General features: G+C 58.2%; 5 protein-coding genes. 2 read left to right on the plus strand and 3 right to left on the minus strand.

All coding sequences use genetic code 11. The features are described from left to right. Nucleotides 1–125 precede the first annotated feature (125 nt). From HQL65_19635 to HQL65_19645, 3 genes are read right to left on the minus strand one after another with little or no spacing between them, the layout of a single operon-like run. Nucleotides 126–1163 carry a thioredoxin domain-containing protein gene (locus HQL65_19635; GenBank protein MBF0138449.1) on the minus strand — a complete coding sequence of 346 codons (1038 nt, stop codon included), beginning with the start codon at nucleotides 1161–1163 and terminating at the stop codon, nucleotides 126–128. After that, nucleotides 1160–1627: a type II toxin-antitoxin system RatA family toxin gene (locus tag HQL65_19640; GenBank protein MBF0138450.1), complete on the minus strand. Its 468-nt coding sequence runs from the start codon at nucleotides 1625–1627 to the stop codon at nucleotides 1160–1162. The genes HQL65_19635 and HQL65_19640 overlap by 4 nt, the downstream gene beginning before the upstream one ends. A 39-nt stretch (nucleotides 1628–1666) precedes the next feature. Then, nucleotides 1667–2116: a type II toxin-antitoxin system RatA family toxin gene (locus tag HQL65_19645; protein MBF0138451.1), complete on the minus strand. Its 450-nt coding sequence runs from the start codon at nucleotides 2114–2116 to the stop codon at nucleotides 1667–1669. A 212-nt stretch (nucleotides 2117–2328) separates the two neighbouring features. On the opposite strand from HQL65_19645, the gene gap reads away from it, so the two are divergent. Together gap and HQL65_19655 are read left to right on the plus strand one after the other, a co-directional pair. After that, the gene (gene gap / locus HQL65_19650) at nucleotides 2329–3330 is read left to right on the plus strand and encodes a type I glyceraldehyde-3-phosphate dehydrogenase (GenBank protein MBF0138452.1); all 1002 of its coding nucleotides are present in this window, start codon (nucleotides 2329–2331) and stop codon (nucleotides 3328–3330) included. Between the two features lie 8 nt (nucleotides 3331–3338). After that, nucleotides 3339–7676, plus strand: a complete 4338-nt coding sequence (locus HQL65_19655; GenBank protein ID MBF0138453.1) for a phosphoenolpyruvate synthase — start codon at nucleotides 3339–3341, stop codon at nucleotides 7674–7676. The last annotated feature ends 149 nt before the right edge of the window (nucleotides 7677–7825 follow it).

A 7825-nucleotide genomic window follows, 5' to 3' on the forward strand; every position in this document is an offset into this window, starting at 1 on the left:
AAAAACAACATGGGGCGCTGCCCCAAACCCCGCAAGGGCGCTGCCCTTGACCCGCCAGGGAGCCAGCCCCCTGGACCCCGTTACCGAATGGCCAAAACGATGATCAAGGCCGCACTTGATGACACTTATTTTTTCTTCAGCTCGTCATCGATGATCCGTTTGTATTCCGACAGGGGGCGGGCACCGACCAGGGGAATGCCATTGATGAAGAAGGCCGGCGTGCCGTTGACGCCCAGATTTTCCCCTTCGGCGAGGTCACTCTGGATGCGGGCTGCGTGTTTGCCGCTGGTGAGGCATTGGTCGAACTTGGCGGTATCGAGTTTTTGTTTGGCAGCCATTTCCTTCAGGAAGGGAATTTCCGGATCGGCGTCGGTGGCGAACAGGGCGTCGTGAAAGGCCCAGAAAGCCCCCTGCTCGGCAGCGCACTGCGCCGCTTCGGCAGCCTTGGCGGCCAATGGATGCGACGGGAGCGGATAGTGCCGGAAGACCAGACGAATCTTGTCCGGATATTGTTCAAATATTTTACTCAGGGTTGCCTGGATGTTGCGGCAGTAGGGGCACTGAAAGTCTGAAAATTCGACAATGGTCACCGGGGCATTGGCCGGGCCTTTGCTCAAATCTTCTGGTCCCTTGATGGGAATGCGGGGTGCCTTGGGTTGCGGCAGGGTGACCTGGGCGTTGTATTTTTTGACCAGATCGGTCAGGAAACGGGTGGCGGCCTGTTCACCGGCGCGGTTTTCGAGGAAACCACGCACCCGGTCTTCCATGCCCTTGCCCTGGTTGGGGAGCCGTTCCTGATTGGTCTTGATGAAATCACTCACCATCTTGTCAGTAACCGGTTCCTGTTTGCTGCCGATTTCGTCGCGAAGCTTGTCCAGGGGCATGTTGCGTTGTTTGGCTTCCAGGGTCAGCATGTGTTCGGCCATCAGTTCCTGGATTTTCTGCATGCGAAGTTGATAGACTTGCTGATCGATTTCGTAGATGCGTCCTGCCAGGGATTTATCCAGCTCAGCCTGGGTCAGTTTCCAATCACCGATACGGGCGACCACCCCGTCATCTGTGGCGCCGACGGCCTTGGGCCAGGCCGTTGCGGCGATCAGGGCGAGCGCCAGCAGCATGAAGAGTTGAAGTCCCTTGTTCGGGGTGTTGCCCATTGTCATCATGGGGGTGTTCCTCCTTGCGTTGTTGACGAGGGTTGGGGTCCGTACACAATGTCGGCCCGTTGGCGAAATGCGGTCACCATGCGCTGGGTCACGGTACTGAAGACAGGCCCCATGGTGAGTTCCAAAAGCTTGCTTTTGAATTTGAAATCGATACTGAATTCCACGCGGGTTCCCTCGGGAACCGGGACGAAGACCCAGGAATTTTCCAAATGTTTGAACGGCCCGGAATGGAGCGAAATGCGTATGCTCCGACCCGGTTCCAGAAGATCCACCGTGCGGAATGTTTCGCGCAGTCCCTTGAAGGAAATGGTCATTTCCGCCATGAACCGGGTATCGGTCACCTCATACTTGCGGGCCTGGACACACCAGGGCAAAAATTGCGGGTAACTGTCCATGTCAATGACCAGATCGTACATTTGCTGCGGGGTGTAGGGAACGGTGGCGTTGACTTGATGTCGAGACATGCGGCACTCTCTCCGGCGGGTGTCGAGGCGGACGGGGTTCTAGGGTGGCGAAACGAGGTTCTGGCCGTACAGGGCAAAGGCCCGGTTCCGGAAAGCCTCCAGCATTTGTTTGGAAACCTGGGTGAAAACGGGACCCAGGGTGACGTTCATGAGACGGCTCTTGAATTTGAAATCGATGAAAAAATCGACGCGCGTTCCCTGGGGGGTGGGGGTGAAGGTCCATTCGTTTTCCAGATGCTGGAAAGGCCCGGAACGGAGCTTGACTTCCACCTTGCGTCCCGGCACAAACCGGTCCACAGTCTGGAAACACTCCCGCATGCCCCGGAAGCTGATGGTCAGCTCGGCCACAAACTGTCCCTCTTCCTCGTTGAAGATCCGGGTCTTGGTACACCAGGGGAGAAATTCGGGATACCTGCGCACGTCCAGAACCAAATCATACATTTGCATGGCCTGGAACGGAACGGTATCACTCAACTGGATGCGCGGCATGCAGGCACCTTTCACGGGCGTCCAGAGGGAAATCCGGACAGAATCTGGCGTCCGAGTTGTCTTTTGATGAAAAGTCCAATATCTTCTTGCTCACTCTTTTGTTCAGGGTTCACCGATTGGCGGATGTTCCGCTGGTCGTGGCGGGGTCCGGTCGGGACGGCCCGGAACACCATTCAACGGGCCAATTGGCCACTAAAAATCAGGAGTTGAAAATGACAGTAAAAATCGGCATCAACGGGTTTGGACGTATCGGTCGCTGTGTGTTTCGTGCCATCGACAAGGACCCCGCATTCAAAAACATTCAAGTGGTGGCCATCAACGACCCGGCCCCCCGTTCCTCTCTCGTTCACCTGCTCAAGTATGACTCCATCTTCCGTACCATGGAAGGGGAAGTGAAGGAAACCGCCAACGGCATGTCCGTGAATGGTCGCGAAATCCGCTTCACCGGCGAGACCAAACCCGAAGCCCTGAAGTGGAACGAAGCCGGCGTGGACTACGTCATCGAAGCCTCCGGCCGGATGACCACCGCCGAAGCCGCCCAGCCCCATGTCAAAGCCGGTGCCAAGCGCGTGATCATTTCCGCTCCGGCCAAAGGGGGCGTCAAGACCTTCGTCATGGGTATCAACGAACACGAATACGATCCCCGTCAACACGTCGTGGTTTCCAATGCCTCCTGCACCACCAACTGTCTGGCCCCGGTGGTCAAGGTCATCCTGGAAAAATTTGGTGTGCAGAAGGGTCTGATCACCACCGTTCACTCCTACACCGGTGACCAGCGCCTGACCGACATGCCCCACTCCGATCCGCGCCGCGCCCGCGCCGCCAACCTCTCCATGATCCCCACATCCACCGGCGCTGCCAAAGCCATCGGTGAAGTGTTCCCCGCCCTGAAGGGAAAACTGGACGGCATGTCCCTGCGTGTGCCGACCCCCAACGTCTCCGTGGTGGATGCCACCATCATCACCGATAAAGAAACCAACGTCAAAGAGGTCCAGGATGCCCTGCGCGCCGGTGCCAACCGCTACCTCGGCTATTGCGACATTCCCCTGGTCTCCATCGACTTCCTCGGTGATCCCCGCTCCTCCATCGTGGACGGCCCCTCGACCTACGTCATCGGCAACGTCGTCAAAGTCCTGGCCTGGTACGACAACGAGTGGGGCTATTCCAACCGCGTGCTGGACCTGATCAACCACATGGCCGCTCGCGAAGTCTGAGAGACGCCGTGACCGCCAGAAAGCCTTCTTCTGGCAACACCGGAGGACATCCGCTTGAGTCGGATGCCCTCCGGGTCAATTTGCGCAATACGGCCGTGGCGCGGGTCGATATCGACCCGCGCCATGTCGTGCTGCGCCAGGTCGTGCGGGACTACGCCGGCATTACCGACTCCCTGGACATTCTGCTGAAAGAGCTGAATCACCCTTTCCGCAATTGGCCTTTGATCCTGCCCGATCTGAAAGGGTTCGTCCTCAAAAACTGGTCCCTCTACCAGGACCATGACCTGGGACCGAACTCCTTCGACCTTTTCCGTGATTTTTTCTTCCAGGCCCTGGAGGGCAAAGAGTCCCATCTGCGTGAGGTCCTGGAAGGATTGACCGCCTTCCTGGAACGGGTGGTCACCCGGATCACCCCGGGACATCTTTCCCCCTATGCGCCCTGTTTCGACCGGCTGTTCCAGGCATTGACCGCCCTGCCGGACCGGCATTTGTTCCTGCTCTCCCAGAGCCATTATCCCTTGCCGCGCTCTCTGGGGGTGCTGCTGGCTGCCATGCGGCAGGTGGTACCGCCGGCCCCGACACCCGATCCCCGGATCATGCGGGATCTGCTGCGCCGCTGCCTGGAAATTTCCTGTGACTACTGGTTGCGCTCTCCCGATCCGGCAACTTTCTTTGCCCCGGACAGGGCAGGTGCCGTGCAGACTATTTCCCACCACGCCCTGCGGACCGTGCAGGCACGTCTGCGCACCATCCTGACCCCCCATGCCCTGCCGGACCATACGAATCTTTCCGTTGCGGACGCGACAACCCCACACCCGGAGTCGCCTACCCCGCCGGACAATGCGCATCTTCCGGCCATGGATGCGGCAGCCCGGCTCCTGGAACTGCCCACCTTTCTGGACATTGTGCGAGGGTATCGGCAGGCAGCCACGGAGCTGGGACGGCAAATCGCCACCCGAAAGTCACCCGCAGAAACGGAAAACCGAACCCTCGCCTTCCTGTTTCACATCATGGAGACCGAGGGACTGGGCCTGATTCACGAAGAGACCCTGCGCGAAATCAACCGAACCCTGGTCCACCTTGTGCGCATGGAACAGACCCCCGCCCAGATTCGGGAGGTCTTTCTCCGGACCTTCCAGTTTCTCAAGGTCAACGTCGGCCAGTTTCCCAACACGGCCTTGCAGAGTATCGAAGCCCTGGGAACCGAGGTGTTTTTGCGCAACCAGAGCGGCCTGGTGGAAATGTTCCTGGAAGAGGTGGTCCGGTTTGGCTTCCAATACAGTGCCGTGCAGGGGGTGGATATCGATTGGCAACCGGTGGCCAACCCGTCGCATCTGTACAATGTCCGGGTGTGGCTCAGCCTGATCCTGCAACACCCCAAATGGTGTTCCACCCTGCTGTCGGCGTTGATCATCAATCTGCATCTCACCGGTACCTGCATCAAGGATACCGATCTCTTTCAAAAAGAAATCACCCGGATTCTCAACAGCGAGATTGAGCCGGTTTTCAATCTCATCAAGCAACTGGCGCGTCTGTTGCCGGTCTATTTCAATGAAATCGGTGCCGAGGGGGAGCTGCGCAATGTCTCCACCGATCTCGATGAATTGACCCAACGTCAGGATCGCATGGTCCATTTTTTGCGCAAGCAGTGCCATGTGGAGAGTACCAATCTGACCGTGGGGTTGACCGCCGCCATCCTGCGTTTCTGGCACAATGGCGACAAAACCCCCTTGCAACCCTACATGCCGGCTTCGCTCCTGGAAGATATTCCGGTTGCCGGTCCCCTGTTTGACGGGGTGCATCAGGTCGTGGCTCGGGTGTGCGAACAATCCGGCCTCGCCGATCCGACGGAACTGTTGAACCTGCCCTTGGACGCAGCCCTGCCGGTCATCATGGGTGGCGTCGATCTTCCCGAAACCGCCCGGCGACGGGTGGCACATCTGCTGCACCTCTACCAGATGCTGCACCGCAAATACAATCTGGGTTTCCAGGGTATCCACGGTGCCTTGCGCGATGCCTCCTTCCAAGGATTTCCACACCTGGATCGACTCCTGGCCGATCTGGACGCCGAGGTGGACAACGAAACCCTCCTCGCCACGCTGCTCGATGTCCTGGAAGGATTGCGGGAGATCATCCTCTCCCGGGAAGTGTTTCCGGTGCGCGAAGAGATTTACCAAAAACGCCATATCGCCGTGGGCATCCCGTCCATCTATGGCCAGTATCGCGAACGGAAATTCGACGCCCTTTCCATGACCTTCCGTCTGGAAAACCTCGCCAATGTCTGTCTGGAACGCCTGTTGGAGACCATTCCCGACGGCTTCATCACCCAGGCCGGTTTTCGCGGCATCGCCCGGCAGCTCCATTATTTTCTGCGTGCCCTGGCCGTGGATGGCATCACCTCCCGCAAGTTGCAGGATCATCTGGTCATTCTGGAAGACTCCCTCCGCACCCGCCAGCTCACTTTCTATCAATACATGGATCTGTTCCGTGGCTTTTCCGAGGGGGTCAAATCCATCATCGAGACAAACTATGCCAGTCACCATCGGGACAACCTGGCCCTGATCGTCACCCAGGTACCAAAAGAAAAACTGCTGCCCCGTTATCTGGCCTTGCGCTCCGACGACCTGCCCCTCTCCCTGGAACAGATCAGCGAGGTGTTTTTCCGGGATCTCATTGCCGGAACGTTCGGCTTGCAGGCCCTGGACCGGTTTTTGGCCCGTATTTTAAAGGTTCTGGCCGCCCAGCAACAAAACCTGGACCCCCGGGGCATGGATCTTCTCATGACCTACAACCCCGAACGGTTGTTCCGGGACATTCATGCCACCGGCCAGCAGGATCGCAACCTGATGTTGCTGGGAGGCAAGGGATTCAACCTGACCCAAATGGCCGATCTGGGATTTCCCGTTCCGCCGGGAACGGTCCTGACGACGGAATTTTTCCGCTGCCGGCAGATCGTGCGCCATTATCAACCGGCCTGGAACGATTTTTTGCAGCAGTTGCGCACCCGGATCCACACCATCGAAACCCGCACCGGGAAAAAGTTCGGCCAGACAACCCGCCCCCTGTTGCTGTCGGTGCGCAGTGGTGCCTCCATCTCCATGCCCGGCATGATGCAAACCATCCACAACGTCGGCATCAACCGGGAAATTGTGGCCGGTATCATCCGTGAAAGCGGCAATCCGTTTTTTGCCTGGGACAATTATCGGCGCTTCATCCAGTCCTGGGCCATGAGTTTCGACATGGGGCGGAGCGTGTTTTCCGATCTGATGCGCCAGACCAAGCGCCGCCATGGCATCGAACGCAAAAAAGATTTGACCGCCGCCCAAATGCAGGAGCTGGCCGATGCCTACGAAGCGGCCACCCGGGAGATGGGCATCGTCATTCCGGAGGATCCCTGGGAGCAATTGCTCGCCAGCATCCAGCAGGTGGTCCAATCCTGGAATGCCCTCAAAGCCAAGGATTATCGGCGCATTCTCGGCATTGCCAACGACTGGGGAACCGCCGTGGTCCTGCAAACCATGATTTTCGGCAACGTGAGCCAGGAATCGGGTACCGGGGTGTTGTTCACGGCCAATCCGGGGCAGCGTCTCAGCCGGGTCATGCTCTGGGGCGATTTCACCCCGGGCAACCAGGGAGAAGATATCGTTGGCGGACTCGTGGCCACCCAACCAGTCTCCGTGGAACAATGCCTGAGTGATGGCCGGGATCCGAATACCTCCCTGGAACGCTGTTTCCCGGAAATCCATGCCGAACTGCTGCGTTATGCCAAGACCCTGATCTATGACCAGCGCTGGAGTCCCCAGGAGATCGAGTTTACCTTCGACGGTCCCCGTCTGGAAAATCTGTGGCTTCTCCAGACCCGCGACATGGCAACCACCGCCGAAAAAACCCATGTGGTGCGACGCTTCAAGGTGAATGCCCGGACAGGCGACCCGCTTTTGGCCCAGGGAATCGGCGTCAGTGGCGGTGCTTTGTGCGGGCGGGCCGTGTTCAATCTGGACCAGATCCAGAGCCTGCGGGCCGAGGACCCAGATACCCCCTTGATTTTGATCCGGTATGATACGGTCCCCGAAGACATCAAGGAAATCTACCTGACCCAGGGCTTGTTGACGGCCCGGGGTGGGCAGACTTCGCATGCGTCCATTGTGGCGGCGCGTCTGAAAAAGACCTGTGTGGTTGGCTGCGAAGCCCTGAATGTGCGCGGTGCCGAGCGGGATCACGGCGAACTGGGAGGACATCCGGTCCGCTGTGGAGATCGCATCAGCCTGGATGGAAGACGCGGATTGGTCCTGGCAGGATGGCACGAGGTTGAATCAACCGTCGTCGGAGTCAAATCGGATCAATGAAATTATTTCTCATTTGTTGTATCTGTTCAGAACCCTTGTAAAAAAAGGATTTGATATGAAAGACTTTGTTGGGGCTCCGCCCCAAACCCCGCCAATTTGATATGAAAGACTTTGTTGGGGCTCCGCCCCAAACCCCGCCAGGAGGAAGG

The sequence above is a fragment of the Magnetococcales bacterium genome (assembly GCA_015228935.1).
GTDB lineage: Bacteria > Pseudomonadota > Magnetococcia > Magnetococcales > DC0425bin3 > HA3dbin3.